The 25,666-nt window shown below is 42.9% G+C and carries 29 protein-coding genes; 16 read left to right on the forward strand and 13 right to left on the reverse strand.

The features are described from left to right. Positions 1 to 73: 73 nt before the first annotated feature. The 4 genes from PY364_RS12335 to PY364_RS12350 all read left to right on the forward strand — a co-directional run bounded on the left by PY364_RS12335 (position 74) and on the right by PY364_RS12350 (position 6,614). Positions 74 to 628: an RNA 2'-phosphotransferase gene (locus PY364_RS12335; RefSeq protein ID WP_275522867.1), complete on the forward strand. Its 555-nt coding sequence runs from the start codon at positions 74 to 76 to the stop codon at positions 626 to 628. Between the two features lie 164 nt (positions 629 to 792). Further along, positions 793 to 2,001 (forward strand): AAA family ATPase, encoded by a 1,209-nt coding sequence (locus tag PY364_RS12340; RefSeq protein WP_275522869.1) that lies wholly within the window; start codon positions 793 to 795, stop codon positions 1,999 to 2,001. A 488-nt stretch (positions 2,002 to 2,489) separates the two neighbouring features. Beyond that, positions 2,490 to 4,976 carry a PAS domain S-box protein gene (locus PY364_RS12345; RefSeq protein WP_275522871.1) on the forward strand — a complete coding sequence of 829 codons (2,487 nt, stop codon included), beginning with the start codon at positions 2,490 to 2,492 and terminating at the stop codon, positions 4,974 to 4,976. 189 nt (positions 4,977 to 5,165) lie between these two features. After that, the gene (locus PY364_RS12350) at positions 5,166 to 6,614 is read left to right on the forward strand and encodes a PLP-dependent aminotransferase family protein (RefSeq protein ID WP_275522873.1); all 1,449 of its coding nucleotides are present in this window, start codon (positions 5,166 to 5,168) and stop codon (positions 6,612 to 6,614) included. Between the two features lie 142 nt (positions 6,615 to 6,756). Here the strand turns inward: PY364_RS12350 and PY364_RS12355 are convergent, their stop codons facing one another. Continuing rightward, positions 6,757 to 8,232 (reverse strand): bifunctional orotidine-5'-phosphate decarboxylase/orotate phosphoribosyltransferase, encoded by a 1,476-nt coding sequence (locus PY364_RS12355; RefSeq protein WP_275522875.1) that lies wholly within the window; start codon positions 8,230 to 8,232, stop codon positions 6,757 to 6,759. Between the two features lie 146 nt (positions 8,233 to 8,378). Beyond that, the gene (locus tag PY364_RS12360; protein WP_275522877.1) at positions 8,379 to 9,632 is read right to left on the reverse strand and encodes a WecB/TagA/CpsF family glycosyltransferase; all 1,254 of its coding nucleotides are present in this window, start codon (positions 9,630 to 9,632) and stop codon (positions 8,379 to 8,381) included. A 475-nt stretch (positions 9,633 to 10,107) separates the two neighbouring features. Between PY364_RS12360 and PY364_RS12365 the strand changes: the two genes are divergently transcribed. Then, the gene (locus PY364_RS12365; protein WP_275522879.1) at positions 10,108 to 10,329 is read left to right on the forward strand and encodes a hypothetical protein; all 222 of its coding nucleotides are present in this window, start codon (positions 10,108 to 10,110) and stop codon (positions 10,327 to 10,329) included. A 42-nt stretch (positions 10,330 to 10,371) separates the two neighbouring features. Here PY364_RS12365 and PY364_RS12370 read toward each other — a convergent pair whose 3' ends face one another. The 11 genes from PY364_RS12370 to PY364_RS12420 all read right to left on the reverse strand — a co-directional run bounded on the left by PY364_RS12370 (position 10,372) and on the right by PY364_RS12420 (position 20,518). Then, positions 10,372 to 13,977 carry an AAA-like domain-containing protein gene (locus PY364_RS12370; RefSeq protein WP_275522881.1) on the reverse strand — a complete coding sequence of 1,202 codons (3,606 nt, stop codon included), beginning with the start codon at positions 13,975 to 13,977 and terminating at the stop codon, positions 10,372 to 10,374. 15 nt (positions 13,978 to 13,992) lie between these two features. Next, positions 13,993 to 15,342, reverse strand: coding sequence for an AAA-like domain-containing protein (locus PY364_RS12375; protein ID WP_275522883.1), 1,350 nt, complete (start codon positions 15,340 to 15,342; stop codon positions 13,993 to 13,995). Between the two features lie 263 nt (positions 15,343 to 15,605). Continuing rightward, positions 15,606 to 17,009: a DUF4339 domain-containing protein gene (locus PY364_RS12380; protein ID WP_275522885.1), complete on the reverse strand. Its 1,404-nt coding sequence runs from the start codon at positions 17,007 to 17,009 to the stop codon at positions 15,606 to 15,608. A gap of 250 nt (positions 17,010 to 17,259) precedes the next feature. After that, the gene (locus PY364_RS12385; RefSeq protein WP_275522887.1) at positions 17,260 to 17,466 is read right to left on the reverse strand and encodes a hypothetical protein; all 207 of its coding nucleotides are present in this window, start codon (positions 17,464 to 17,466) and stop codon (positions 17,260 to 17,262) included. Between the two features lie 159 nt (positions 17,467 to 17,625). Then, positions 17,626 to 17,982, reverse strand: a complete 357-nt coding sequence (locus PY364_RS12390; protein WP_275522889.1) for a hypothetical protein — start codon at positions 17,980 to 17,982, stop codon at positions 17,626 to 17,628. After that, on the reverse strand, positions 17,976 to 18,305 hold the full coding sequence (locus PY364_RS12395; protein WP_275522890.1) for a hypothetical protein: 330 nt from the start codon (positions 18,303 to 18,305) through the stop codon (positions 17,976 to 17,978). Before PY364_RS12395 ends, PY364_RS12390 begins: the two co-directional genes overlap by 7 nt. Next, positions 18,306 to 18,728 (reverse strand): hypothetical protein, encoded by a 423-nt coding sequence (locus PY364_RS12400; RefSeq protein ID WP_275522892.1) that lies wholly within the window; start codon positions 18,726 to 18,728, stop codon positions 18,306 to 18,308. After that, positions 18,721 to 18,963, reverse strand: coding sequence for a hypothetical protein (locus PY364_RS12405; protein WP_275522894.1), 243 nt, complete (start codon positions 18,961 to 18,963; stop codon positions 18,721 to 18,723). The genes PY364_RS12400 and PY364_RS12405 overlap by 8 nt, the downstream gene beginning before the upstream one ends. Continuing rightward, positions 18,960 to 19,331, reverse strand: coding sequence for a hypothetical protein (locus tag PY364_RS12410; RefSeq protein WP_275522896.1), 372 nt, complete (start codon positions 19,329 to 19,331; stop codon positions 18,960 to 18,962). The genes PY364_RS12405 and PY364_RS12410 overlap by 4 nt, the downstream gene beginning before the upstream one ends. Next, positions 19,331 to 20,155 carry a hypothetical protein gene (locus PY364_RS12415; RefSeq protein ID WP_275522898.1) on the reverse strand — a complete coding sequence of 275 codons (825 nt, stop codon included), beginning with the start codon at positions 20,153 to 20,155 and terminating at the stop codon, positions 19,331 to 19,333. The genes PY364_RS12410 and PY364_RS12415 overlap by 1 nt, the downstream gene beginning before the upstream one ends. A 27-nt stretch (positions 20,156 to 20,182) precedes the next feature. Next, the gene (locus tag PY364_RS12420) at positions 20,183 to 20,518 is read right to left on the reverse strand and encodes a hypothetical protein (RefSeq protein WP_275522900.1); all 336 of its coding nucleotides are present in this window, start codon (positions 20,516 to 20,518) and stop codon (positions 20,183 to 20,185) included. Positions 20,519 to 20,716: 198 nt separating this feature from the next. Here PY364_RS12420 and PY364_RS12425 point away from each other — a divergent pair, with 198 nt between their 5' ends. The 11 genes from PY364_RS12425 (at position 20,717) to PY364_RS12475 (ending at position 25,583) form a co-directional block, all read left to right on the forward strand. Beyond that, positions 20,717 to 20,881: a hypothetical protein gene (locus tag PY364_RS12425; RefSeq protein ID WP_275522902.1), complete on the forward strand. Its 165-nt coding sequence runs from the start codon at positions 20,717 to 20,719 to the stop codon at positions 20,879 to 20,881. Beyond that, positions 20,865 to 21,080: a hypothetical protein gene (locus tag PY364_RS12430; RefSeq protein ID WP_275522903.1), complete on the forward strand. Its 216-nt coding sequence runs from the start codon at positions 20,865 to 20,867 to the stop codon at positions 21,078 to 21,080. Before PY364_RS12425 ends, PY364_RS12430 begins: the two co-directional genes overlap by 17 nt. Then, positions 21,081 to 21,422 (forward strand): hypothetical protein, encoded by a 342-nt coding sequence (locus PY364_RS12435; RefSeq protein ID WP_275522905.1) that lies wholly within the window; start codon positions 21,081 to 21,083, stop codon positions 21,420 to 21,422. 1 nt (position 21,423) lies between these two features. Continuing rightward, positions 21,424 to 21,774 (forward strand): hypothetical protein, encoded by a 351-nt coding sequence (locus PY364_RS12440; protein ID WP_275522907.1) that lies wholly within the window; start codon positions 21,424 to 21,426, stop codon positions 21,772 to 21,774. A gap of 11 nt (positions 21,775 to 21,785) precedes the next feature. Continuing rightward, positions 21,786 to 22,394: a hypothetical protein gene (locus PY364_RS12445; protein ID WP_275522908.1), complete on the forward strand. Its 609-nt coding sequence runs from the start codon at positions 21,786 to 21,788 to the stop codon at positions 22,392 to 22,394. Then, positions 22,394 to 22,741 carry a hypothetical protein gene (locus tag PY364_RS12450; protein ID WP_275522909.1) on the forward strand — a complete coding sequence of 116 codons (348 nt, stop codon included), beginning with the start codon at positions 22,394 to 22,396 and terminating at the stop codon, positions 22,739 to 22,741. The genes PY364_RS12445 and PY364_RS12450 overlap by 1 nt, the downstream gene beginning before the upstream one ends. After that, complete coding sequence (locus PY364_RS12455; protein WP_275522911.1) at positions 22,738 to 23,391, forward strand: hypothetical protein; 654 nt, start codon at positions 22,738 to 22,740, stop codon at positions 23,389 to 23,391. Before PY364_RS12450 ends, PY364_RS12455 begins: the two co-directional genes overlap by 4 nt. 28 nt (positions 23,392 to 23,419) lie before the next feature. Next, positions 23,420 to 23,986: a hypothetical protein gene (locus PY364_RS12460; RefSeq protein ID WP_275522912.1), complete on the forward strand. Its 567-nt coding sequence runs from the start codon at positions 23,420 to 23,422 to the stop codon at positions 23,984 to 23,986. Positions 23,987 to 24,425: 439 nt separating this feature from the next. Then, on the forward strand, positions 24,426 to 24,821 hold the full coding sequence (locus PY364_RS12465) for a hypothetical protein (protein WP_275522914.1): 396 nt from the start codon (positions 24,426 to 24,428) through the stop codon (positions 24,819 to 24,821). Positions 24,822 to 24,826: 5 nt separating this feature from the next. Then, complete coding sequence (locus tag PY364_RS12470; protein ID WP_275522916.1) at positions 24,827 to 25,414, forward strand: hypothetical protein; 588 nt, start codon at positions 24,827 to 24,829, stop codon at positions 25,412 to 25,414. 1 nt (position 25,415) lies between these two features. Further along, positions 25,416 to 25,583: a hypothetical protein gene (locus PY364_RS12475; protein WP_275522918.1), complete on the forward strand. Its 168-nt coding sequence runs from the start codon at positions 25,416 to 25,418 to the stop codon at positions 25,581 to 25,583. Positions 25,584 to 25,666: the final 83 nt, after the last annotated feature.

Raw genomic sequence — 25,666 nt, forward strand, 5'->3', positions numbered from 1 at the left:
TCTTTCCTTCTTTCCTGAGCATCCCCCTAGCCCCTAGCCTAAGCGCCCCTAACCGCCTTGGCGGTTGCTATATATGAACAACTCTCGGTTAGTTAAAATTAGCAAATATCTCAGTAAACATCTTCGGCACACACCAGATTGCCTCGGTATTGAACTAGCTCCTGGCGGCTGGGTTGCTATCGATGAACTCCTAGCTGCAAGCAATGCTCAAAAATTCCCTATTGAACTGGCAGAACTTAAACAAGTAGTCGCACAAAATGACAAACAACGGTTCTCTTTTGACTCCACAGGTACTCTAATTCGCGCTAACCAAGGACATAGTGTAAAGATCGATTTAAAATTAGATCCTGCTGTTCCTCCTGATATTTTGTATCACGGAACTGGAAAAGGTGCAGTCGAGTCTATCCTCAACAGTGGAATTTGTAAAATGTCGCGAAACCACGTTCACCTATCTGCTAGTATAGAAATAGCGCACAAAGTTGGGGCAAGGCACGGTTTACCAGTCGTTTTCATTATAGCTACCGAAGCAATGTACGATCGAGGTTATACATTTTACTGTTCAGAAAATGGAGTTTGGCTAGTCGAGTGCGTTCCGCCTGAATATCTAAAACTAAGTAGTCAGATATAAATAAATGTAGCCCTTTCATTGCGAGCGAAAAGTAGTGAAGCGAAGCAATCACAAGGCTTTGAGATTGCCTCACCTCGCTCGCAATGACATTGTTTATTTTTGTCCAGCTATTTAACCTGAGTGAAAATTAAATTTTTTAAATTTAGTACCGAGGATTGGAAATAATGGGTTCAGGATACTTTAGCGATCGCCAAGACAATTCTCTCCAAAATCACCCCCAAAGTAGAGGACTATTGGGAGCCGGTTGGCGACCTTTATATAGAGAATTTAACTTGAGTTACCTGTTGCATTTAGCAACTAACGATCCCTTAGAACTTACTCAGAAAACTCTTGATATAGCCAGTGACATCGCCGATGCTATGGGTCGGGTTCAATATAGCTGGTTTGCAAATATTTTAAATGTATTTTCAGAAAATACGCGCTATGAAATTGACGAATTCTGGAACTATATCACCCCGCAACCATTAGGGCCAGATTATCGATATAAAGACATTTTGAGTACAGAAATTCCTGTGACTCAATTAGTCAGCCGCGATAGTATTCCCATTGACTACGTTCTCAATAAATTGCAGGAAATTACAATTTTCAAGGTTCTGGCTTTGTTGGGTAAGCCAGATATCATTACTCAGTGCTTTATGGAGCGGCATTTTTATTACCCCACAGAGCGGTTTGTGAGTTGGGATCGTTTGGAAATTTTAGGCACTGTTTATGCTTTTTGGCCCCAGCGTTCCTGCTGGCTGCAAATAGATGACTACGATCGCGGACGTAGACGCTATACTTTGATGTCTAAAGATATCGCGCCGATGGTAAATAAAGCTACTTACAATCTGGCCGTGATCCTCAGTGGTTACAAAAGCCGCGTTGGACAAGTTCAGAGTCAATATCCAATTCGGACATTTCCCCCTGATATCCAAAATTTTACCGACACAGTGCAGCAGGCAATTCTCGATCGCAGTCAGTTGGCCGTACTCGTCAGCGGAGAACCGGGGACTGGCAAAACTGCCTGGACGCAAGCCGTAGCTAAGGAAATTTTAATGCCTTTGGGGTATGTAATTTTTATTTTGGATCACGATGCTGTAGAAAATTTCGTACCACCTAGCTATTTGGAGCGAATTTGTATTATTATTAATGAAGCTGATAATTTGGCACAAAATCGTGCCAGCGAGGCAGCTCAGCGCAATAGCAAAACTGAACACATTCTGAGTTTACTCGACGGAACCTTGTATCAGAGTGTCATTGATGAAGATGGCATTCAAGTTCAGCAAAAACTTGTAGTTTTGATGACGTGCAACACGACTGAAAGACTAGATCCAGCAGTTTTACGGAAGGGAAGGGTCGATTTTACCAGTGAATTTACGTACAAATTTGTCTGAGTAGCGATCGCCATTCTCCCAGTAAATTTACTGAACTTTTGCGAACCCCTGATTTTCCAGTTTTGAGTCTGAGTTCAGGATCTCAGTAAATACCGACGCGCAAAAATATCAGGTTGCATCTAGGCGGTTTTCTCAGATCGGACTGCAAACAAGCACTGAACGGGAAAATCTGCCGACCTGTTTTGCTGCTTATTTTCAACAATCTATTTTTGGTTGGCTTTAGTTCTACTTAATTCACCGGAAAAGCGATCGCGGACTCTGTAACTGCTCAAAGGCGATTGAGTTCGCTTTCGGAATTTCAATGGCGAAAACGATGGCGATCGCGATTTCACTCGCGTCTCAGAGATAAATCAGACCAATACCCATAGACAAGCTCGTGTCCGAGATGCTATTAATGAGGGGTTAGACCCCTTACAAGTTAAACCCATCAACTCAGCAATAAGAGAAAACAGGGGTGTCTCGATCAACATCCCAGATGATTTTTAAACATGACCGACAAGGAGGGCATCCCAAAAGTGCATACAAACCAAGTTCAACCGACAATTCCGGTATTGGCAAATTACACCAATGGGAAAGCCCTCACTGCTAATCAACCTCCAGAGATGGCCGTGTGTGAGAGTGAAGACAGATTTCGCCGATTTGTAGAATACATACCCGCAGCCGTCGCTATGGTTGATCGTGAAATGCGCTATCTAGCCGTTTCTCGGCGGTGGCAAAAAGATTACGGCAACAGCAGCTATGATGCGATCGGCAGCTCTCACTCCGAACTCTTCCCCAACCTCCCCGATACTTGGTGGCAAAACTCCGAAGCTTGTCTAGCTGGAATCCTCCCAGAGTACGAATTAGAAACCTTCATCATACCCAACGGCAAAATTGAATGGGTGAAATGGGTATTTCAACCTTGGTACAGCAGCGACGGCGCGATCGGCGGCCTCATACTCTTCACCGAAATTATCACCGAGAGCAAGCACCTAGAAGAAGCACTACAACTAACTCAATTTGCGATGGATCGCGCCGCCGATGCCGTCCTTTGGATGACCTCAAACGGACAACTGTGCTACGTCAACGAAGCCGCCTGCCATTCCTTACAATACTCGCGTTCAGAACTGCTAAGGCTCAGCATTCACGACATTGACCCCGAATTGTCAGCAGAAGCATGGCCAAACCATTGGAATTTAGTCAAACAGCAAGGTTCCTTCACCTTTGAATCCCGCCGCGAAACCAAACGGGGTCGCAGTTTCCCCGTAGAAGTAACGGTCAATTACTTAGAATTCAACGGTATTGAGTACCACTGCGCCTTTGCCCGCGATATCACCGAGCGCAAAGCCGCACAAGCAGCACTTTTAGATGCTAAAGGGCAACTCCAAGCAGTATTAGATGCTGTACCCGGATTAGTTTCTTGGGTAAGTTCCGATTTACGATACTTGGGCGTGAACAAACATTTAGCTGCCGCTTACAAATTATCAGCTCATACTTTTGTTGGACAAAAAGTAGGCTTTTTAGAGACCAGCCCTAGATTTAATGATTTAGTTTACGAATTTTTTGCTAGCCCCGATTGGGCTAGTTCTAAAGAAGTAACAACTACCGTTAAAGGAGAGTCTCGGACTTATTTGATCGTAGCTCAAAAGTACCATCAAGGTAGGGCTGCGGTGTTTGTTGGGCTAGAAATTACAGAGCGCAAAAGAATGGAAGCTGCACTGCGCCGTTCTGAAGAAAAGTATCGCGCTTTGACTAGAAATTTCCCTAATGGTGCGGTAATTTTATTTGATTCTGACCTCCGCTTTACCCTTGCTGAAGGGACGGAATTAGAAAAAATTGGTCTTTCTCAAGAGTTAATGGAAGGCAGAACTCTTTATGAAGTTTTTCCTCCAGAAGTTTGCGAACAAGTCGAGCCTCAATATCGAGCCGCATTGGCAGGACAGCCCACAGTTTCAGAAATGACTGTGGCTAATCAGATATATTTAGCTCATACCTTACCCTTGATTAACGAACACGGAGAAGTGTTTGCAGGGATGACGATGACACAAAATATTACTGAACGCAAACAGGTACTTTTAGCTTTGCAGGAATCGGAAGAGCGTTTTCGACAACAAGCGATGGAGTTAGAACAGACACTTTCAGCATTGCAACGCACTCAAACTCAATTAATTCAGACAGAAAAAATGTCTTCTCTGGGGCAGTTAGTGGCAGGTGTAGCTCATGAAATTAATAATCCTGTGAATTTCATTTCTGGCAATCTTACTCACGCGAGTCACTATACTCAAGATTTGATCAGGTTGGTAGAACTTTACGATCGACAGTATCCAAATCCGGTGGAGAATATTGAGGCAGAAAAAGAAGAAATGGGTTTAAATTTCTTGAAAAAAGATTTGCCCAAACTGCTAGATTCGATGAAACTAGGATCGGAAAGGATTCGAGATGTAGTGAGAAGTCTGCGCCATTTCTCCCGTTTGGATGAAGCTGATATGAAGCCAGTAGATATTCACGAAGGTTTAGATAGTACGCTGCTCATTTTACAAAATCGACTCCAAGCTAAAGCAGGAAGACCGGGAATTTCTCTGATTAAGGAGTATGGTAATTTGCCGCGTATTGAATGTTATGCAGGACAACTAAATCAGGTGTTTATGCACCTGTTGACTAATGCTATTGATGCCTTGGAAGAGGGTTTTACTGTTAATGCTATAGGACGCGGAAAAGAAGGCTCACCTTTAAGCCATATAATTGAGATTCGCACTCAAGTTATGGAGGGTGAGGCGGTGGAGATCGCAATTAAGGATAATGGCCCTGGTATGACGGAGGAAGTTCGCCGCTGCATTTTTGACCCTTTGTTTACTACTAAAACTACTGGGAAAGGAACTGGTTTGGGTCTATCTATTTCTCATCATTTGGTGGTTGAGAAACATGGTGGGGAGTTGCAGTGTTTCTCTGAACCTGGACAGGGGACGGAATTTGTGATTAAAATTCCGATTAAATAAAGGGTTACTGAAGCCTGGTTAAGGTTTTGAGAGTTCTATTTTTATTTTACTCTCCCCGTAGTGGCAAAAGAGGGCTAGAGTGACAGAAGAGGGATATACTCAAACAAGGTTAAACTGTACCAGCCAAAATGCTTCCTAATCAGATATAGTCCTAAATATCTCCCTATAGCCATTCTGAGGAGAACCTCTGTGAGAATTCCTTTAGAGCGAAAATCCGCTAAAGCTGTTTATTTGCAAATACGCGATCGCATTTCGCGCCTGATCGAATCAGGAGCCTTACAACCTGGAGAGAAACTCCCCTCAATTCGCTCTCTAGCCTTGAATGCAGGAGTCAACAAATTAACTGTAATTGAAGCCTATAGCGTCTTAGAAGCAGATGGACTGATTCACGCACGGCCAGGTGCCGGCTATTATGTCAGCAGTCCTGAAATTGCTTGTAGTAAATCGGCTTCAAACTTTGCTCCACCCCAAGATGTAATAGTTTCTGAGCGAGAAGGTGGTGGATTTTTTAATATTTATATGGGTGGGATCGAAGCGCGGCAACACTTAGGAACGATCGATTTTAGTAGCGGTTTTCCCCTCGAATCTAGATCGGAAGATTTGCAGCGAATTGCTAGGCGAGCGGTGAAACAAATCGGCACAACCCTATTTAACTATGATTTACCCCAAGGACAATTAACGCTCAGACAACAAATTAGCAGGATGTTAGTACAGCGGGGATTAGAAGTAACTCCCGACAATTTAATCGTCACAAATGGTTCTAAACAAGGACTATCTTTAGCTATTCACCACTACGTGCAGCCAGGAGATTGGGTAATAGTAGAAAGTCCTACCTATCACGGAATGCTAGCAGTTTTATCTCATAGAGGAGCTAGGGTAATTGGCATTCCGATGACAGCGGAAGGCATGAATTTAGAATTGTTGGAAAAATACCTCTATACTCACCATCCCAAGCTAATTTACACAGTTTCAACCCTACACAATCCCACAGGTGTAACCACGTCGCAATCCCACCGCCAGCAATTGCTACGGCTGGCAGAAATGTATAACTGTCAAATTCTCGAAGATAACGCCTATGAAGGATTAAATTTTGACCCCGTACCCGCACCAATTAAGGCATTAGATAGACGGGATTGTGTGACTTACATCGGCACTTTTTCCAAAACTCTAATGCCGGGGATTAGAGTTGGTTATATGGTAGTTACTGGTAAAAATTATCAGCCATTAGTTGAAGGTAAATTGCTCCATGACTTGCACGTTTCTACTATTTCTCAAGCAATTGTTAGCGAATATTTAGCCTCTGGACATTATCGCCGCCACTTGACTCATTTACAAGGTCAACTACTCCAAAATCGGAATGGGATGCTAAGTGCTTTGGAGCGTTATTTTCCGACTTCTGCTTCTTGGACTGTTCCTAACGGTGGTTTGTTTCTTTGGGTGCATTTACCATCTGGTTTGTCGATGCAATCAATTTATCAGCAGGCTTTATCCAGAAAGGTTCTTATCGGTGACGGAACGCTATTTTTTCCTGGTCAGCAGGGGTATTCTGCTTTACGTTTGAATTATTCTCATAGTCCAGAAGAAACTGAGCGGGGGATTTCAGTTTTAGGTGAAATAATTAAAGATCGTTTGGACTGAATTTTTGATGGTTGTTGGCTAAATTCTGCACTTTTGTGAGTTTTCATCAACGATCTGAATGTGAAACAAATTATATCACGATCTGATCTGCCGTTACCATTACCGCTGCCAGCAAAATTTATGCACGGGCGATCGCTATTCCTCAATGAACCTGCGTCAAAAGGTTGAATCGATCGCTATCAATACGACCAGATTGATACAAAATTTGTGCTATTTCCAAAAGTGTTAAAACCGCATGAGCCTGATATCCATTCTCGTGCAATCTATCTTTCACACCCTGTCCGTGATCGATAAATACTACAATATCTTCCACATCCAAACCAGCAGACTTTAACTTAGCAGCACCTTCCATCGCACTCTTACCAGAAATCAGAATGTCATCCACTACCACAATCATTTCTCCCGCCTGAAAATGCCCCTCAATTAACCTCCCCGCACCGTAAGCTTTCACTTCCTTACGCGGGAAAATCATCGGTCGTTCCATTCGCAAAGCTAAACCCGTTGCTGTTGGTAAAGAACCATAAGGTATCCCTGCAATCCGGTCAAATTTAAGGTCTTTCAGAATGTCCGCGTAAGCACTGACAATTAAATGGAAAATTTGGGGAATTGAGATAATTGGTCGCAAATCGATATAATAGGGAAATACTACTCCCGATGCTTGCACGTGGTCGCCAAAAGTAATGCAGCCGATGTCATAAAGTTGTAATATCAAATCGCGATGAGGTTCAGGTTGTAAAAAACACACATCTGGAAGCCATAAGTCACAAGTAGGACTGCCTTCTAATACCCGAATACGCTGTTCATTAATAGCATTTCGCAACTCATTAATTGCCTTGCCATTATCTTCTTTTGCTAATAAATTTGGTGGGACTGGTAATAGCAATCCTTCGCCATTTTTACTCAAACCAGCCGCAAGAATTTGGGTAAGTTCGTCCTCTTCTGCAAGGTCATTTTCTTCTGCTATGTCTCCGTGAATTAAAATTAACCTTTCAGGAGCTGCTTTGCGGATACGAGCTAACATATCTGCCATTACGCCTACTTCTAAACCCAGTTGATCTAGAGTTCCCCAACTTTGAGCTGCTTGTACCAATTCTAAGTAAAGAGGATGTTCTGCCGTCGGATATTCTTGCAAAGTAGCGGCAGAAGGATTAGCCGTTGCACACAGTATAAAAACTGCTTTGCCGGGGTATACTAAAAAAGGAGTTACTTGGTCAAGTCCGGCATAAGGAGACAAAGTAACAGCATCTACTTGCCAGTCTTCAAAGGCGGTACGAGCAAAGGCGGTGCTAGTATTTAAATCGCCATATTTTGCATCTAAAATTACTGGAATATGAGCAGGAATACTTTTTAAAGTTTGTTGCAACAGTTCTAAGCCGGGAGTACCTAGAGCTTGGTAAAATCCTAAACTGAGTTTATAAGCGCAGACAAAATCTGCTGTTTTTGCAATGACAAACTGTAGGTAATCTCTCAAATTAGCGATAGAGATTTTAGTTTTATCGGTCGCAGGTGAATCAGTAGAAAAATTTTCTGGGTCGGGGTCAAGTGCTACATAGAGCAAACTTTGATTGCGATCGATTGCAGTCAGCAATTTATCAAAGAAATTAGGTTGAATGTTCATTGGTAAAAAAAATACTAATACATTATCTCTGCGGTTTTCGCTCAAGATAATGTATTAGTATCATAAAATCTAACATTTAGGAGAGGTTGGCGCGACCGATTTGCTTCCAGCCCTCAATTCCTCCCCAGCTTCGCGCCATTTCAGCTTTAAACCAAAGACAGCGATTTCAACTCAGGAGCAACATATTGCAAAAATAAATCTATAGTTTCCGCCTTCAGCCAGCCTTTGTGAACCGCCATTTCCCCAAAGCGCTTACCTGTTTTCCGCTGCTCAATCAAAAGCGTACTAATTTGATCGTCATCTAATAGTGCAGCGGATTTAAGATATTGACCCAAAGGTTTTTTCTCTTCTGTTGTCGCTAAATTTGGCAAACGATCGGCCAAAAAATCAATAGTTTCAGGCTTGAGCCAACCGCGCTGAGCTAGAATTTCTCCAAATCGCAGGTGGTAATTATTCTCTGCTTGTTCTTGCAGCACCGCTGCTACTTGCTCAGAGGAAATTAAGCCTGCTTCTTGCAAAATTTGACCGATGGGTTTTGAGTTTTTTTGCTTAGCTAGTTGGGCTTCAGCAATGAGGCAAGCTTCAGTTATTTGAGTGTTAGGTTCAGCAACATTTTCGGAATCGGCGGCAACAAACTCAGAAGAATTGACAAAAGGAGTTTTATAGATGTTGAACTTTTGCTGAAAAATTAGCCAGAAAAAAGGTAAACCCTCTAGTAAATATCTTTTCCACAGGCGTTGAGGCTCCGACAGCAGCCGATAAAACCATTCCAAGCCAACTTCACTCATCCATTTTGGTGCGCGATTGCGGCAGCCAGCCTCAAAATCAATTGTTGCACCAATTCCCAAGAACACTTTAATGTTCTTTAGCTTTTCTTTATATTGGTGAATCCATATCTCTTGCTTCGGCGAGCCCACTCCAATTGCTAAAATTGTAGCCCCTGACTGATTGATTAAATCTACAATTCTGTGGCATTCTTCTACATTATTTTCAAATCCAAAAGAAGGAGAATGACAGGCAATTACTATATTTCGCCCTACCTTGGTATTGATTTGTAACATTGCTTTTTCTGCTACACCCTCAGCCGCCCCAAGCAGAAAAATCTTTACATTTTTGTCATCTTTATAATGGTTATAAAAGGCTGGGAAAAAATCAGATCCAGATAGTTTTTCTTTAAGGGGATTGCCTAAAAATTTTGAGGCGTACATGATGATTTTGCTGTCACACACCCGGTAATTAGCCTCTTGATAAGCTTGATAAAATGCTCTATCTTTTTGCAGCTTCATCAAGTGGTCTACATTAGTGGTAAATACAACTCCACCTTCACGACTTAGGCGACGAAGCAACTCGGCTGCTGATAAATTGTGAATTGAGACATTAAGTACGTTAATCATTTTCATGGCGATACACCCCTTTCTGGTTAAGTTAACCCACTTCTTTAAGTGAAAATACGGATGGGACTGATGAATGACTTGTGTTTTGGATTTATGATTCTAAGTATATTCCCAGTTACTGGTGTTTGTCTGCGGTAAATACGGTGATTGTGTGAAGTTTCTATGAAGTTAGGGCGAGAAAACTGTAAAGTTTGCGTAAAGTTTGCGTAACAGACCGGACTATTGGGGAAAAAATCTAAAGAATGTACTTACGTATTGCTGCTGCTACCAAAGTCTAAGTAAAAATACTCAAAAAACGTAGATATTCACGACAGCCTGCATTTGAGCCTCTCATGGCTCAAGAATAGAACTTAAAAATTTCCTCAATTATGTCAGTGATAAATCTTGTCGCAAGCTGGTGATGTCAATCACTCAACATTAGGAAAAAACCGTTGATAGTGAGATAATTAAAGAATCAACATCACTTCAGAGGTAGATTGCCATGCTAGGAAATGCCCTTTTTTGCTATTTAATGATTGCCCTGGCAGTTTTTAGTGTTTGGCTGGAAGCTTTTTGGGCCGATGCTACAACCCCCAAAACTCACTGCATATCTTGGGCAGCGTTAATGTTAGCTCCTCTTTTCTGGCCAATAGTTTTACCTCTGTCCAATTTTGAGATAGTTACAAAGCTGAGCTCAACAATTCCCGATCGCTACAATCCGTAAATAAATCATAAAGCAGAGTTGCTAATTAGCAATTACAAACTTTTAATTGCAGGTGGTGTCTTGAAGGTTGTACCTGAGATAGTCGTGGATGCGATCGCACGTTCGCTCTACCAATTCCCCCACGCGATCGTTCATCTCGCCACTTTTGACAGCAAATCCTGCCATCTCTTCAACGCGCCAAAGTTTCACACTTCCGTCCCAACTGCCCGATGCGAGTATTTTCCCATCTGAGCTCCAACTTAGGCCATAGACGCGATCGCGATGCCCTGAGAGAGTTTTCAATAAGCGACCGTCCAAACTCCAAAGTTTCACTGTATTGTCAAAACTCGACGAGGCTAAAAATCTCCCGTTTGGGCTAAAACTTACTCTTGAAACTTTATTGCTGTGATCCTCTAGAGTTCTCAATAAGCGACCGTCCAAAGTCAAAATTTTTACTGTATTATCGTCAGAAGCTAAGGCAATAGTACGACCATCGGGGCTGAATGTCACCCAATTAACCTCGCCGCCGCCTTCTGCGATCGTCCGCAGCAATTTCCCATTTTTGCTCCAGAGTTTCACTGTCCTGTCAGCACTAGCACTTGCAATAACTTGACCGTCGGGACTGAAACAAACGCTGTACACCCAACCACTGTGGCCTGCGATCGTCCGCAACAAATCACCATTTTTATTCCAAAGTTTCACCGTTTTATCAGCACTAGCAGTTGCAATTATCAGTCCATCAGGACTAAAACTCGCGTCGAACACTTCATCGTTGTGAGCTTTCCAACTTCGGATCAACTTACCCCCAAAACTCCAAAGTTTCACGGTTTTATCCTTACTTGCTGAGGCAATTGTAGAGCCATCTGGCGAGAAACTTACGCTATAAACCCATTCCTGATGCCCCTTAAGGAAGAGGGGAATAATTGAACCTCCTAAATAATTAAATGCTTCTTCCGTCTTCCGTCTTCCGTCTTCCGTCTTCCTTCTTCCTTCTTCCTTCAAATTCCAAAGTTTTACCATTTTATCCCGGCTGGCCGACGCAACTACATTACTATTAGGACTAAAACTCACGCCGTAGACCAACTGTTCGCGATCCTTTGGAGCTTTGACCTCTAGATTTTTCAATAGCCAAATATCAGGTCTCCAAAGTTTCACCGTGCTGTCTGCACTAGCAGTTGCAATAGTTTGACCATCAGGACTAAAACTTAGGCCATAAATTATAGCTCTGTGACCTTTTAATGTTGTTAACAGGCTACCATCAAGACTCCAAATTTTCACAGTGTTATCTTCACTGGCCGTTGCTAATATCTGACCATTGGGGCTAAAATTCAAGCTTCTAATGCCGCGTTCGTGGCCTTCCCATGTTCTTAAAAGACTTCCATTCGTGCTCCAAATTTTTACAAGTTTGTCAGCACCAACGGTAGCAAGAATATCACCATTAGGGGAGAAGCTTACACTTGTAACATCGGTATTTTGCCCCTTGAGATTTTTGAGAAAAGTAGATTTTTTACCCCCTTCGCCATCAATACTCCAAAGTTTCACGGTGTTGTCAAAACTAGCGCTAGCAAGCATTTTACCGTCGCTACTCCAACTCAAACTCGTAACGCCGCTGCTATGTCCTTTAAGCGTAATGGGAAGATGGAGAGGGGAGGATGGTGTGAGATTCCAGAGTTTTATAGTATTGTCTTTACTTGCCGAAGCGAGAATAGTACCTTGAGGGTTGAAAGCGATACTGAAAACACTTTCATTATGCCCGGAAAAAGTTTGAAGTAATTTGCCATCAATACTCCAAAGTTTCACCGTTTTGTCTTTACTGCTAGTGGCGATTTTCCGACCATCAGGACTAAAACTCACGGCATAAATGCGATCGCTGTGTCCTTCCAGATTTTGAATCAACTCGCCGTGAATACTCCAAAGTTTGACAATTTTATCATCACCAACAGTAGCAATAGTTTTTCCATCCGGGCTAAAACTCACATCCCAAACCCAACCTTTATGTCCTTCTAATCTATTGTACTCCTGCACTTCCGATAGTGGCCCTTGTAAATTGCGAATCACTTCTTTTTTCAGTTGCTTTGTTCCTCCTAATAACTGCAATTTTCTAGCCGCCCGCAGACTATTTACTAAAGCATCTAGCTGGTTTCCTGAAACTCGCAAAGCTTGAGATGTTGAATTTAGTGCGTTGATTTCAGCGATTTCTGCTTGTCTTTTTTGAGAGCCTGCATTAACTGCTTCTTTTGTTTGATAGGCTGCTCCCCATCCGGCAATTATTGCTGCAATTGAAATTACCCCAAGTCCGAAAAGAGCTTTCTGGATTGTTCGCTTAGCTTTCTGCTGTGCTTCTATCAATGTCTCATTAGCAATAGCTAATATTTCAGATGCTTTTTTTTCTGCTTCTAATGCAATTATGACCTCTCGTTTTTCTGATTCTAAGCTAGCAGCTAAAAATTGATAATCTAGATCGTTTAAGCTTTTATCTGCTGCCCAGCTTTGAGCATCTCGCAGTGCTTTACCGCGCAATAGTCGCGATTCATCTAGACGGCTGGAATTAACCCAAGTTGTAATTGCTTCGGAATATGGCCGCAGAGAGGCTAAGGCTTTATCTACCCAATTTTGATTAAATATTTCTTGATAGATACGGTTGTAAATTTTGAGTTTTCCATCTTGTTTGACGACTAAACCAGATAGTTGTAGTTCTGTTTGTTCAGGACTACCATCGGCGGTAACTTGACTCTCTAAAATTTGCTGGTAAAGTCCCAGAAGTCTAGCAGAATTCTGTTCGCTTCTGAGGATGCGATCGCGAATTGTCTTTAAATGCTCTGGTTCATCGCGATATTCCCAATTTTCGATAACATGATGACGAATAATTTGCTCTACATTCGGCGTTCTACTATCAGCTTTTTTGGCAATTAGTTGGCATAATTTCTGAGTTAAGAAAGGCTGTCCTCCTGTCCAATTTATAATCTCTTGTAAAATAAGTTCAGGATGATCTGTTACTTCTGCTAATCCCTCTGTTAAAGATAGCTTTGCTTCCTCAAAAGTAAAACCAGTCAGCTCAATACCTTGACCGATATTAAACTGCGTCCGCTGTTTGTCAGCGATCAAATCCTGCGGCGTACCTACTCCTAAAAGGCAAAAAGTGAGGCGATTATATTCAGCATTGTTTGCACGTTTGTTGTAGCAAGCACGGAGGAAAGCAAAAAAATCATCTTTGAAACTGAGGGGGATAATACTATCTATTTCATCTATAAAAATCACAATATTTTGTGGCAATTCACGCAGCAAAACTGACTCGATAAATTCGCTGAATTTGTCTAATGGTGACAATGAATTGTATTGTTTCCACCAATCTATACAGTTAATTTTATTGGATAAATTAAACTCTTTAACCAATCTTCTGACAATGCCTAAATACCATTTGTCTGGCGTTACATCTAGAGTTCCAATTTCTGTAATGTCGATAGCAGCACAGGTAATTCCTTCTGCACTTAACCTTTGGAAAGTTCGCACCCATAGACTAGATTTCCCCATCTGTCGCGAGTTTAACACATAACAAAAATCTCCCTTTTTCAATCCATTGTACAGAAGATGATCTGCTTCTCTAACTACATAGGTGGGGTGTCGATCTTCTAAACTTCCCCCAACTTGATAGGATTTTTCTACTAACATAAATTCCATTAATCCTCAAAGATCATCGCGAAATTTATTTTGAAAATACTGCCGATATAACTGACAACTGGGTATCACACCATTTTGTTGCTGTTTAACTAATCCAATGCTCAGCAATTTAAATTGTAGCATTGATTCTAACTGCACGCTACCGTTAGTATTAACTACCTGTTTGAAAGCTGTTGCCAATTGAGGATATTCTTGAATAGTACCCCAATGTCCCTGCAAATGTTCGCGGTAAATTCCTACATCTGTAGGAGCATTTTCCAGCAATTCCTCTAGCGTCATATTCTGACGACGGAGGTGATAAATTGCCAATTGTACTAGATAAGGATGCCCTCCTACCATTGCCATTAAAGGTGCAAGATATGCTACTCCTGTATCAGTTTCCCAATTGAGGTCGTAACGCTCAGCTAAATCTTGTACTTGTTTGGGAGTAAATTCTGGTAATTCTATTGGCAAACCGACATTGAATGGCGATTGATTTACCTTCAATGGGATATAAACGTCTGTGGAATGTACGATTACTAACCGAAGTTTTTTCCAGATAGAATTCTTTAATTTTGCATACTCGTGCAATACTCGTAGTAAGCCAAAAAAGTCTTGAGCAATTTCGGGATGAGGGAAGATACGATCGACTTCATCTAATCCTAATACTATAGGTGTGTCTATTTCGGAGAGTAGATAATCCTCGAAGTAATTTGTGCAGTTAGTATTGCTGGTAAAAAGTTCTTCATCCCAATAATCAGCTAATTTATTCGGTAGTTGTAGCTCTCGGCTAACGCATTTGCAGAACCAGCGGAGAAATTGGTCAAGGCTTTTTAACACTCCTCTGTCTGCTAGTAATAGGTTTAAATTTACTGTTCTGTATCCAGATTGAATGGCACTATTTAAAATCCGGTTTAGTAATGAAGTTTTTCCCATTTGCCTAGAGGCTTTGATGCGGATTAGTGCTCCTGGCTGTAAAATTGCTTGACAACAATCCGATTCGATTGGAGGACGTTCTAGGTAGAAGGTTGAATCCAATTCTACTGGCCCTTCTGGAAATTTTAGTGAGATATCAGATGGGGATTTTGTCGGTGTTAAGGTGACAGCTTTTCGTTCTATAGCTGTCCGAAAGTTACTTTTGCTTACCTCTTCTCCCAAGGATTCGGAAAGTAGTTTCCAGAATTTGTGCCCAACTGTTCGCTGTAGATAATTAACTGTATATTCTGTATTTGCTGCCATTTCTTCGTAGGTTTGATGCAGCCACGCACCATGAAAAATGGCAGTTTCAACATCGGTTAGATATCTACCAGCATTTGTAAAAACTGCTTGATTTGCTATTTTTAGCGCTTGTTCAAAATTTAGGGTGTTCGTTTGCATAGAGCTGACATTTTTTAGGATAGGAATTAAGTAGAATTAACAGAATATCTCTATCATAACAAATTCGGGTGGCTACTCGCTTTATTATTCATAGCGCTTACGAAAAAATTATATTAACACCTTGATTTACTGTGATTTACCGTAGGGGCAATTCATGAATTGTCCCTACTTTTGTTATGCTTTGCGTAAGTCCTGATTCAGCGATTGAAATCCCAACTACACAAACGAAGTCCGCCTGTGTGAACTATATTTACTTGCTGAACTCAGGGTTTAGATGTGAGAAAATCTGCCAGTTCTGGAATTTCACCAGCTCTTGTCCAATCTGTTTCATTTTCCCGGCGAACATTGCTGCGTGCGGTAATTCTCTGTGCTAACCATAGTTGCTCTCTGGTGTATGGCCCTTCAGCTTGACCGCTGCGAAAAACATACCATTTAGTTTGCTCTGGGTCTGGATTTTTCTTTTTCCTGACTGGTCTCATTGAGGTCATGCCAAATTCTCCACTCATCTGATTGAGATCAACTTCAATCATATCGGCAGGCGGTTGAGGTTTTTTAGGTGGATTGACTTTTGTAGTTTTTGATTTGCTCTTTTTAGTCTTAGCCTTTTTAGCCTTAGCTTTGGTAATGCTTGCGGCCATAATTTTAGCCGCACGGCTGCGACCCCAAGAATGCCACAAAATGACTGCAATCGTTGTCCAAATTAAGTACAAAGCAGCACTCAATGTTTCTAATGTTTCGGCCGACAATTCGTCAGACATTGCGATGTAAATTGGTATGCTAGCAATGCTTGATAGTATGTTGGCATAAATTAATACGGTGAAATCGTGAGCTGCTAAGTTCCAACTGGTTTCGTGATGAATAAAGCTTTTGCTAACTGAGGCATTGTGCCTTTGAGTTTTCTTTTGCTGAAGGTAGCTATATCCTGGAAAGCTTTCTGGCCACCAGTTTGCTATCCAATTTGCCCAGTGCGCTCCGTAGTAGTGGATGGCGGCAAAAGCTGCTGCTGTAGCAAAAAACCAGATAATGATTGCTAGGAAAACTGTTAAAGCTAATAACGATCTTGGTAAATTTGATTTGCTAATTATGGCTGCTGCTGCTAGAACTGGAATGGAACTAATTAGAGGGATATATAGAAGAAGTAGGGTTTTTAGGTAGGAATCAATTAAGGGCCAGCAGAATACTACAAGAGATTTGACTCGACTTGGTATTTTCCAATAGTAGAGATAAGCAGATGCGATCGCGGACAGGAGGCCATAGATGAAGAGCGCTTTGTCTGCATCTATAGCGTAGCGGTAGTAGTAGCTTCTTGAATAGGAAATTGGCGCGATCGCATCTGTAATTGGCCCAGTGACTACCAGTGCTAGGAATAGCACAAAAAATCCGCCTAGTCCTTCTTTCCAGTGTTGCCAAGATCCAGTAGGGTGGGTATTTTGGGAATCAGTGGGCGATCGTTCTAAGTGTTTGGCTAGTTGGACTGCTACAAAGTGATAGCCAGCCATGAGTGGAATTTGGCAAAACCAGGCAAATGTAGCTAATTTTTCTATGTCGCGTGCAGTTCCGATGTTTCGCCAAAATAGGTGAATGATGTTGAAAAAGCTCGCGCTTAATGCGATCGCACGTAACCATGAGGTAAGATATGGTAAGCCTTTTGGCCATTTGCTATTCAAAAATCCGATCTCCTTGGTAGGGGTATCAAAATTTTCTCAGGTTTTGAGCCGTCAAATCGTTGTCCGGTATCACTAGATATGGGAAAGTTAGCCCTTCGGCTGCACGTCACTGCACGTCAAAACGGCCTTAGCGTGGGTGTCGATTGTCTAGCCATAAAACAACTAAACCTCTTGCATTGCAAGAGGTTTAGGGATGCCAGGACGGGGATTTGAACCCCGGACACGAGGATTTTCAGTGTGCGCTTAAAACTCACATTTCTGTATCTTCTTCATCGGATGGTAAGCCCGCCTCTGGTAAATCCGATCGCTTGAAAAATCCATCCTTTGCTAGGAATCTTTCAATATCGGATATTTTGGCCGCCTGAAGCGCAAGGGCAAATTTTGTGCGATCGTAAAGTCGCTGTTGCCGTTGGGCCAGCGAAATTAGGCGCTTGTCAGTTACATCGCGAATTTTCATATTCGCTAGGAAGAATATAAAAGATGTTAGCGCCCCCAAAATTCCAATCGATCCCAATAAGTATTCAAAAGCATTTGAAGCGTCAATTGCCGCAATGATAAACATCTGTTAGTTAGTAGGATAATGGGATTAGTAGTGCACCCCTCTTTTCTTTCTCTTTTAATTAATAGAAACGAATCCTTGATGAGAAATCTCGCAGCCTGGAAAATAAAGAACAGCAGTAGGCACAGATTTGATTATGTTCTCATCCACTTGTAAACACTGAATTTTTCCTGCTTTTATCTCCAATGATTGCCACGCCGTAGAACAATAGGAATCTTTTTCTCCATCATAAATCCCCCATCTACGCAAGCCAAAAGGCTTAGCTTGCCAATGCAATAAGCAGAATTTCCCCCTTAGATTGAATCGCTCAATTAGTGGGGCGAAATTCATATTTAACTCAAATTCCGGTAAATGTGGATAAAGCAACTTAAACTGCCGAGGGGCGGTTTTCTCAATAATTGCGGGAGTTAACATGACACTGCAAAAATTCTGGCATGGAAGCCACTAGAGGGATTGATTAATAGTCGCATCGGAAAGCAATCATTCCTGTATTTCTCAGGGAGTGGGATTAAATCAATCGTATTGATTGCTCCCTGGAATTCTACACATAATCGCTCAATGCCCGGTGAAACTTCCGCGAATAAGGCAACAGCAACCTCAATAAATTCTCCTGTAACTCCGTATTCTCCTGTCGTGTCGGACTGGAAAACCAGGAATTGAGATGCAGAAAACCAATCCGTATAAGTAGGAGTGGCTGAGCTAATCACCGTATCAAGAATAGTGGTAAGGACAGCCATTTAGGGATTGTAATTCTCGCCGTGATAGCTCAAGCTTAGCGGTGTTTTTGGGTCAAGGAATTGAGAGGGCGAAACATAGCTGAAAACCTCTTTAATATGCTCAGCGTGGCTCGTATCACCGGGGGCATAAGGGAGGATAACCTTAAATTCGCTCTCTCCAGAACTATTCACTGGGGAACCAAAGCAGGCGGAAATATAGCGAGGTTCGGAGTTCCCAAGCCTGTCAATTGTCGGGTTAGGTGTCCCAACTTGACGGGCTAGAAGTAAGGGGGTAATAGGTGTTAAGCTGTCGCCGTTCTCATCAAGATACGTCCGCTGATTGACAAGGGCATCCTCAAAATCATCTTGAGTGTATCGGATTTTTATATCCTTACCTCGAACAGTTTTGAGACTTTTTACTTTTTCGGCGCTACTACTAGGCATCTACCCCGATATAAGCGATATTCTCCTCAGCTATGCTTTCTACAATATCTATGGCTACACTCTCATCCTCAAATGAGAGTAGATCGCATTTTTCGGGATTTACGCAATTGGTTTTCGCCTCTTTAAAATTAATCCATCTAGGGGTAACACCAGAGGCTTTTTGGCTTAACTCAGTAAGACCTAAAATGACTAGGGCCTCATCAACAACCTCAGATTTTAGGATGATAAATCTCATAAGCGCCTCAAGAAAGAATTAGGAAGGGTTTCGCCGATACCTTTAGCGGAAACAATCAGCGGATTTGATTGTAATTCCTGCCAAAACTGATACCACTCAGAAGTATCGGGGCGGAAAGGATAGGGAAGCTTTAATCGTTGACCATCCTGAAGCGAGATGATTGCAAATCTTGGCAGGATATCAGAGGGGCATGGATGCCGAAACCACTGCAACGATGTATCAAGAGAAGGAGGTAAGACCCCAGCAATAACGCTTAAATCATTGATTCGCTCAAGCGATCGCAAATCATTGCCGATGAAGGCGGGCTCCATCCTTAGATAAGGCACAACGCGACCCACATCAGTAATGTATTGCGAGATGAAAGCCATTATAGGAAGCGACTAAAACGACCGTCCGATTCCCCGTAATAGTTTAAACAGAGGGTCTGAGTATTTGTTGCCAGAGCTGTCCCCACGGCTAGAATATTGGCGGGGGTCGCGCTGGCGACAGGAATGATCATTTTGCGTACCGGATTGTCAGTGTCAGTTGTCAGGAAATCGATTACGTACTTGCGAGGATTGACATTTGATGCACTTCCACACCCACCCGGCAAAGGGGTTCCTAATGCCGTCTGGATGGCGGCGGCATAAGGTGGGAAGGGAACATTTCCCGGCGTATTAGTTGCCATCCGAACGCTTTGGGCGGCGGTCTTCCCCCCATCGTTGTTGTAAAGCACTGATACCGAATATGTTGGGTTTTTCGTACCTGCTGCGGCCCTAGTGTCAGGCCCAGCAGCGGGGGTTGTTCCAGTGGGTCGGAGTTCTTCGTCTAAGCGTCCCCAGTGTTCCCCTATGAGGGAGACGCAAGCAACAGATCCAGAACCAAAATTGGTCTCCAGCGCTCCTTTGATTGCTTTCCCTGCTGTAATTAAATCCGCCTTGTCGGGGATTGGGACAGAGAGGCTTCCCCCATCTGTAAAGGCGAATTGTAGGCGGCGCGGAGTGAATATCGCGCTTGCGTCGCAAGCCTGCTTCTGTCCGGGAGTAGTTGTAACCCCTCCGACTGCCGTGAGTATCGCCCCAATACTGGTGACATTCAAGCCTGGAGGAGCGCTGAATCTTCCCTTGAACGTGAATCCTTTTGCCAAACCGTTCAGTCCCCGGTCGGGAACATAGGCTTCGGTAGCAATGAAGCTAATAAAATTGGTAGCCATTTATATTTTTGGTGTTTCGCGGATGAATTAAGATTCGGTCGCCATTTCTAGACCTGTTGGGGTCAGGTCAAAACTGAGGCCGTAAGTCTGCCTCAATGTTCCTGGTGCAACTCCAACGCCAACAGCAATGCTTGGATTTGGTTTGGTAATGCTGGCTTTTGTTGGTTTGGCTTCCGGTGCTAAAGCACTTAGGGAAGAAGAGGCTCCCTCTACGATTTGTCGCATCACCTCCATGCCATTCCCGGTAGTGGCATTTGCTTCGGCGGCGGTTAATCCGGGCAAAGCTGCTCGGGGAATTCGGATTTCATCCGCAACCGAGTCAAAGGTGTACCCGGCAAATAATTGGGTCGGAATAACGTTCATAAACAAGTGGGTGGGTTGACTTTTTAACGCTAACGTTACAAGCCTTACTCTGTCTAGGTTTCACAAACAAAACTTACTCGTCGTTACTTAGTACCGACGTGGTAGAGTCTGCAAAAGCAAAATTTCCTGAAAATATGTTGAGCAACTTTAGAATTAATGCAATTAAAATAAATGAATAAATAGAGTAACTACACGCAAATGCAAAACATAGAAACCGGAATAGCCTCAAAAAATGCAACCAAACAACTCCATGTTTCGGCTGAAGTTCATTGTGAAATTAGGATAATGGCCTTGAGGCAAGGAGTGACGGTTAATGATATAGTTAAGGAACTGATTCGCAAAAACAATGAGCAAAAAAGCTAATGCTAAAGCTTACGCTCAAACTTATTATTTCTCTGCGGGGATGCCTGTAAATCCCCGTAAGTGCATCCCTTTGCGCAAATATTGTGAGAAATACTTCCTCTCTCGCCAGCAGACTTTAACCTTGCTTAAGCGTAAAGAGCTTTGTGCAATCACTTTTAGAGGAAAATTATTTATTACCGATATGCCTCCAGAAAAATAAATGGCATCTGAGCCCTTAATCACCAATTTCTTCGGTCAAAACGTAACCCAAGACGCAACCAACCTAATCATCAACAAAAATGATTTGGTTGCACCAGTCGGGTTGGTGCCAAGCTACGATTTCACTGTAATCGCGGTAAATAGATCGGAGCAATTAGCTCTCGCTCTTTTTCTGCGATGGCTGCGAAATCAAGACCAAAGCACAGATAGCCAGTTTGTAATCTCACCATTTGAAATGACTCTAGAGTTTAGATTCAGTAAATGGCAGCGACGATATACAAGTACGCTAGATATTTATCAAGATGACACTATCTCAACATTCCCAAATCCAAATCTAATCTGATATGGCTGTAGATAAAACACTCCCTGAGCTTTTTGGCGATGGTGCAGCTCAGACTGCAATAGATTTCACTATCATCAAGGATTCATTAGTCTCTACGCGAACGCCAGCGGCATTCCCTGCTTTAGTGGCAAGTTCAGACAATACTGCTGAAAGCCTATTCACAATGCTATTGATGAAAGTTTGGGAAACCCAAGATACAAGCGAAGATGCTCAAGTTAAGGTCTACGGGCCGCAAGTTGACCTAGTGGAAGTCGTCTCAGATGGGGTAATCACACCTCATCAACAATTCCTATTTACTATTAGGATTCTCAATAAAATGTCGGTGGCGATGCCTAATCCAAACCTAATTTAGGAGAGTAATTAATGGCAGAAGAACAAGAGTTTAGCATCGGCGAGATTGCTCAGATAATCACGATATTGGCTACCCTAAGATTCGATCCTCCTGAAATCTTGCAAGGAAGCTCGGGAGGATCTGGAAATAATTCGGGAGGGTCAGATCCTTCTACTAATAAGGCCCAAGGTTCGGCGGCTCTTACCAAGCAGGGCGGCCTCTCTATGGGTGGTGGTGTCAGGGTTGCAGGTGCGGGGGTGAATACTGGATTTAGTACCGCCGCGACAAGCACGATAAACGGCCAGGGATATCAAGGTAGTGCGGGGCTTTCTGTTGCAGGAGTTTCTGCGAATGCCAAGCTTAATATCGGAGCTGGAGGATTATCTTTTTCTGGAGGAGTCCAACAAGCCCAAGTCGGTCAAGGTCTTGTGGGCTCGAAAGTTGGGCCTAAAATTGTTGGGCCTAAAATTGTTGGGACGGGAGCATCTGATTACACTGGCGGTACAGTGAGGGTGCAACAAGCCCCAGAGCGAAGCCTTAGTCCTACCAGTGGAGCAACTATTGGGGGGCCAACTTCAAGTTTGGGGGGGGGCGCATATACCAGTGCGCCTAGGATTGGCAGTTCTACAAGGAGAGATTGATGCAAATTTTTAATTTAAATCCTCAGACAAATATCAACATCATTGAAGATGTTAGGACTACTGAAAGCTGCTCATCTGTTGCTGTTAGTAACACAGCTTCTGTGATTGCCCCGGCACGAGCTGGAAATGATAGGGGAAGCCTCACGATTTACAATTCCTCTTCTACCGTGACGGTCTATGTCCGTGAAGGTACAACGGTTTCCCCTAGCCTCTATAAAAGCCCGGTTCCTCCTGGCTATATGCTGCAATTTACCGATACGGATGCAAAATATCATGGGGCGGTTTCGGCTGTCACTGCTTCTGGTAGCGCTAATTTGATGGTTTGCGAGGGTGTGGTTATCCTATGAAGCTGATTGCTATTAATCCCCCTGTCGCCCCTATAACAGATCCGCAAATTCCTGATGCGATCGCGCGGGATAGCGAGGTGATAGCAGCCGTCGAATCTGCACCTGGAAATTTTGGGCAGATAAATAGTCACGCCCAATTTGCCGACATAAATACTCCCGTCACGCAGCGGGGCTGGAGCTTCGTTAGTGGAACACTGAACACTCCCACAAATAATCAGACTTATCGGCTAAATACGGCATTAGGATCGGAGTACGGAATCGGCACTTACGCCCTAGAGCTTGGAATCCCGCGTTTTGGAGAAAAAAGACTTTTTTGCCGCCGACAAGAGGGGGGAGCCTGGGACGATTGGGGGGAGTTCTTACCCCGTAACGTCATAAAAACATTTAACAGTGGGGCTACTCAGGGGAGTGTAACAAACACGACGCATGGACTCGATACAGACAAAATATTGAGCTACGAAGCAATGTTAATGACTGGTATAAACGGCAGTCTTGGATTCAGCTCGATAGTAAAACCCGGAGGAGTATTCGGAAGCCCTGGTTACACTTTTTTGGTCTATATCGACGCTACTAAAATATTTTGTCGGCTTCACTCCACAGATAGCGGGCTTATATTGAATAAGGCAATAAAAGTATGCTTTTTGATTTGACTTTTTTGGTTCCGGGAGGTGATAAATAATGGCCATAGAAATGCCCGATCGCATTGCTCAAATAGCCGCAAGAATTACCCCCGCGACCGCGAATCAGGAAGCGGTACTATACACGCCTAGCACGGCATCTGTACTGAGTACGGCAATCAACTATCAAGGTTACATGGCCGTGATTCGGTGCGGGGCTTACATTGATTCTCTATCTCAGGTATTTGTGCCGATTGATGACCCCGCAGACACAACCGCACGGAGAGAACAAAAGGCACAATTATTCAGGGCTAACCCTAAGAAGGGGCTTTTGATTTCTTTAAGAAGTCCGAGTAATGAAGATTTTGAGGTTGGCATAATTGATTTATTCAATGTGAAGCCAATCTTTTTATCGGGGGCGAATGAATATTTCACAGACTTGGAACTCTACGGCATTAAATTCGGGTGGAAAATTCAGGCAAAAATAGTGGATCGCGGATTCGGATTACTGCAAAACAATACAGGGGAGGGACAACAAAATGACTGGGTTAGTATTACGGGATTTGTTATTGAGAGGTCAAGCTTCCTTCAAGATAGAAATGATACAGTCCTCAACTACATCGTCTAGGCTAAATCGAATGTACGCCCCATTGGAGCCGATGTGGAGAGGGGAGGTTACGCGATTTGATTACACCTTAAAAAGGGTGAATAGGCGAAGATATGGTTAGGATTGTAGACTGTTGCAACAACTTAAATTCAGGTACAGATACCCTATTAGCAGAGGAATTGATAGGGGATGATACAACTTCTACGATTACCGTTACCGCTGCAGGGGCTACATTAGCATCGGCTAATACCAATCGCCGATTAATTAAAATTTACGCCATGTCTTCAGAGGGGGAGCTTTGGCTTAGATATGGCAGCGGTACTATTACATTGGCGAACGCAGCTCACCCTCTTTTACCTAAGCATTTAATAATAATTGATTCCTCTCAAGCGAGGGGGGATGTCAAGGCAATTACTTCATCGGGGACAACTCAATTAAGGGTTAGTTTGGCGAATAAATTATGAATAGAAATCCTAGAAGAAGGGCGGGGAATATGCAGCATGGTACTTATGCGCCGCCGACACCTGAGCAGAATATTCGGTCTTTTGAGCGTTTTCCTGTTTCTAGGGAAAATATAGTCGTGAATTATAAATTTTATGGTCGGTTAGGGTATGGGGAGGAATCTAAATTTTCGCTAGAAAATTCTATAAATGAGTTCAAAAGAATAGCACAATTAAATAAAGAGAATCCCTTTAAATGGATACCAGGTCAAGGTCTGGGAAGCGGTAATGCAAATCCCCCCCCACGTGGCCCACTAATTGAGACCTTAGAAGGATTCCCGATTCATTTATTTTCTGGATCTGATATTTCATTTTTGAATCAAACTATAGAAGAGTCTATCCTTCATTTTTTATAAGCACTATGGCTCTATTCTGTCCCGTAGATATGGGAATTGGCATCGATAAAAATAATGTAGCTTTGGCTGCTTTTTGGGGTTGGGACGTGTGGTGGGAGCGGGTTTTCGAGTCTGGCACCCAAAATGTATTTTGGTCGGACTATTCTGAATGGATGCTCAAACCCAGTGTTGGCATCTACAATAGACCGATCGTCACTCTGTCAAGGAGTGGCAACACACGAATTTTCACCTCTTTCCAAATACAGCTACAAAGGCGCATAGAAGGGGTGGGTTATGTATCCGTGTGCCGTGCAGTTTCGGACAACGATCGCAATTTTTTTGGCGGTGGTTCCCCACCACCACCACGTAGAAAAAAGGAGTGTGATTGTATGGATTGCGGATGCAACTGTAATGATATTGCCACGATGATTGCGAGGCAATTGGCTGAGGAATCCAGGCTCTTTGAAGGCCTGAAAGACCACATTGACCGCCGCGTGAAAGAGGAAATAACCATTCACGCCAAACAGCTTGAGGCAATGACTGTTGATTTGCAGCCCATTATGGACAGGGTTAATGAGGTCGAGAACAACCTTTGGAATGGGATAAGAAAGTGATATGCCAACAGCAAGAGCTCCGATAACTGTTGAAGTTGCTCCTATCAATGTCAAAACTAATATTAATGTTCAACCTTCTACGGCCGCGCCGATCGCACCTTATCAATCACCTTTTAATCCTAATGGGCTCTCCCGTACCTGTGGTGATAAGCACGGCTTATTTAAATAAGCAAGCTAATAACTTTTCTCGTAAATAATCAAAGGTCTTAAAGCCATAGCTTTGTCTAATAATCAACTTAATCTTGTTATTAA

It is taken from the genome of Kamptonema sp. UHCC 0994, assembly GCF_029167235.1.
Classification (GTDB): Bacteria; Cyanobacteriota; Cyanobacteriia; order Cyanobacteriales; family Microcoleaceae; genus Kamptonema.

Bases quoted from the DNA above. Each gene is read 5' to 3' on its own strand.
- PY364_RS12455 (WP_275522911.1), top strand. From the start codon at position 22,738: ATGAAGCTGATTGCTATTAATCCCCCTGTCGCCCCTATAACAGATCCG.
- PY364_RS12415 (WP_275522898.1), bottom strand. From the start codon at position 20,155: ATGGCTACCAATTTTATTAGCTTCATTGCTACCGAAGCCTATGTTCCC.
- PY364_RS12420 (WP_275522900.1), bottom strand. From the start codon at position 20,518: ATGAACGTTATTCCGACCCAATTATTTGCCGGGTACACCTTTGACTCG.
- PY364_RS12395 (WP_275522890.1), bottom strand. From the start codon at position 18,305: ATGGCTGTCCTTACCACTATTCTTGATACGGTGATTAGCTCAGCCACT.
- PY364_RS12370 (WP_275522881.1), bottom strand. From the start codon at position 13,977: ATGTTAGTAGAAAAATCCTATCAAGTTGGGGGAAGTTTAGAAGATCGA.
- PY364_RS12335 (WP_275522867.1), top strand. From the start codon at position 74: ATGAACAACTCTCGGTTAGTTAAAATTAGCAAATATCTCAGTAAACAT.
- PY364_RS12405 (WP_275522894.1), bottom strand. From the start codon at position 18,963: ATGAGATTTATCATCCTAAAATCTGAGGTTGTTGATGAGGCCCTAGTC.
- PY364_RS12375 (WP_275522883.1), bottom strand. From the start codon at position 15,342: ATGCAAACGAACACCCTAAATTTTGAACAAGCGCTAAAAATAGCAAAT.
- PY364_RS12360 (WP_275522877.1), bottom strand. From the start codon at position 9,632: ATGAAAATGATTAACGTACTTAATGTCTCAATTCACAATTTATCAGCA.
- PY364_RS12425 (WP_275522902.1), top strand. From the start codon at position 20,717: ATGCAAAACATAGAAACCGGAATAGCCTCAAAAAATGCAACCAAACAA.
- PY364_RS12440 (WP_275522907.1), top strand. From the start codon at position 21,424: ATGGCTGTAGATAAAACACTCCCTGAGCTTTTTGGCGATGGTGCAGCT.
- PY364_RS12390 (WP_275522889.1), bottom strand. From the start codon at position 17,982: ATGTTAACTCCCGCAATTATTGAGAAAACCGCCCCTCGGCAGTTTAAG.
- PY364_RS12445 (WP_275522908.1), top strand. From the start codon at position 21,786: ATGGCAGAAGAACAAGAGTTTAGCATCGGCGAGATTGCTCAGATAATC.
- PY364_RS12365 (WP_275522879.1), top strand. From the start codon at position 10,108: ATGCTAGGAAATGCCCTTTTTTGCTATTTAATGATTGCCCTGGCAGTT.
- PY364_RS12355 (WP_275522875.1), bottom strand. From the start codon at position 8,232: ATGAACATTCAACCTAATTTCTTTGATAAATTGCTGACTGCAATCGAT.
- PY364_RS12470 (WP_275522916.1), top strand. From the start codon at position 24,827: ATGGCTCTATTCTGTCCCGTAGATATGGGAATTGGCATCGATAAAAAT.
- PY364_RS12450 (WP_275522909.1), top strand. From the start codon at position 22,394: ATGCAAATTTTTAATTTAAATCCTCAGACAAATATCAACATCATTGAA.
- PY364_RS12340 (WP_275522869.1), top strand. From the start codon at position 793: ATGGGTTCAGGATACTTTAGCGATCGCCAAGACAATTCTCTCCAAAAT.
- PY364_RS12465 (WP_275522914.1), top strand. From the start codon at position 24,426: ATGAATAGAAATCCTAGAAGAAGGGCGGGGAATATGCAGCATGGTACT.
- PY364_RS12435 (WP_275522905.1), top strand. From the start codon at position 21,081: ATGGCATCTGAGCCCTTAATCACCAATTTCTTCGGTCAAAACGTAACC.
- PY364_RS12345 (WP_275522871.1), top strand. From the start codon at position 2,490: ATGACCGACAAGGAGGGCATCCCAAAAGTGCATACAAACCAAGTTCAA.
- PY364_RS12475 (WP_275522918.1), top strand. From the start codon at position 25,416: ATGCCAACAGCAAGAGCTCCGATAACTGTTGAAGTTGCTCCTATCAAT.
- PY364_RS12385 (WP_275522887.1), bottom strand. From the start codon at position 17,466: ATGAAAATTCGCGATGTAACTGACAAGCGCCTAATTTCGCTGGCCCAA.
- PY364_RS12400 (WP_275522892.1), bottom strand. From the start codon at position 18,728: ATGCCTAGTAGTAGCGCCGAAAAAGTAAAAAGTCTCAAAACTGTTCGA.
- PY364_RS12430 (WP_275522903.1), top strand. From the start codon at position 20,865: ATGAGCAAAAAAGCTAATGCTAAAGCTTACGCTCAAACTTATTATTTC.
- PY364_RS12460 (WP_275522912.1), top strand. From the start codon at position 23,420: ATGGCCATAGAAATGCCCGATCGCATTGCTCAAATAGCCGCAAGAATT.
- PY364_RS12410 (WP_275522896.1), bottom strand. From the start codon at position 19,331: ATGGCTTTCATCTCGCAATACATTACTGATGTGGGTCGCGTTGTGCCT.